Here is a 1,271-nt window from a genome sequence, read left to right as displayed (position 1 = left end):
GCCCTGCCCACCGGAGAGGTAACGGATATTTTGCCGTTTTTGGCATTGGCCTCATCGGCTCCAACGAGCGTAAATTGCTTCTCCTGTTCCGTGTCAACATCAAAGACGCTGACAGTGGCACCAAAGGCCACGGTGTTTTGCTTGAGCTTGGCAGGGTCAATCACCTGCGCCCGTGCGAGTTTGTCCTGTAGCTCCTGTATCCTGCCCTCAAGGAAGGACTGTCTCTCACGTGCGGCATGGTACTCGGCATTCTCAGACAGGTCCCCGTGCGCCCGTGCCGTGGCGATGTCTTTGATGTTCTGAGGTCTCTCTGTCTTCAGCAACCTGTCAAGTTCCTCCTTGAGTTGCTTATACCCCCCTGGGGTCATCGGAACCCTTTCCATTCTAACCTCCTTTAAACATTATAGTAAAAAATTTCGCTATAAAAGACGTCCCCTCGCTTGTATAGGGAAAGCGGTCTGCACTGCCTTTATTACATTATATACCATATCATGAAATATTAACAAACACAAAAATAAAGAAGAGCAAGCACTGTTGACCATACCAAGGATATTTTCTACAGACCTTGACACTTATGCGTGAGCTGTTTTATTATCCAAGGTGGATTAAGGCAGGGGTGGTTAGCTCTGTTTTTTTTATACAATTCAGTAACATGTGCAGAGGAGAATCTGTGTTCAGTACTAATTTTATTGGTCTGAAAAACAAAGAAACAGTTGTTTTACGGAGGTTTGTATTATGTTATCAAGCAATGGGAAAAAGTGGTTAGTGTTGTTTGTCCTGTGTTTTGCACTTGGTGTTCCGGCGATGTCTTTTGCAGTGTCGGCTAATCCTGGTGTCAGCGAATTGGAACAACCCGATGGCAGCATCGTAACGGTGGCCATTGGTGGGGATGAGTGGTCAAACCGGGTTGAGACGGCCAGTGGGTATACAATAGACCGGGGCAACGATGGTTATTGGTACTACGTTACAGGGTATGACGCTGCCGACCGGCCCGTGTTAAGTGCAATACATGCAAACGAAGAACCAACAGGTCTGAGCAAACACGTCTCACCATTACGCGGCAGAAAGATCACGCATAATGAACGCCGGCAAGAGCCACTGGCTGCCGCACCACAGGGGACGTTTAACGGCAAAGTACTCTTCATCCTGGTACAGTTCAACGACATATCGGGCACTTATACCGAAAGTGACTTTGCCAGTGTCCTGACAGATAACCTTAAAGACTATTATTATAAGGCATCTAACGACAAGGTAACGTTATCATCGGCCAA

General features: G+C 47.3%; 2 protein-coding genes. One reads left to right on the top strand and one right to left on the bottom strand.

All coding sequences use genetic code 11. The annotated features are described in order from the left end of the window. Positions 1-383, bottom strand: a 383-nt coding sequence (gene greA / locus HWQ67_RS18910; RefSeq protein ID WP_255317357.1) for a transcription elongation factor GreA, incomplete at its 3' end; no start/stop codon positions are given. 352 nt (positions 384-735) lie between these two features. Here greA and HWQ67_RS18905 point away from each other — a divergent pair. Next, positions 736-1,271, top strand: a 536-nt coding sequence (locus HWQ67_RS18905; protein WP_218254245.1) for a hypothetical protein, incomplete at its 3' end; no start/stop codon positions are given.

The sequence above is a fragment of the Candidatus Magnetobacterium casense genome (assembly GCF_019173545.1).
Classification (GTDB): domain Bacteria; phylum Nitrospirota; class Thermodesulfovibrionia; order Thermodesulfovibrionales; family Magnetobacteriaceae; genus Magnetobacterium; species Magnetobacterium cryptolimnobacter.
Note: the sequence above shows the minus strand (reverse complement) of the source record. Positions and strands in the feature narration are given on the sequence as shown.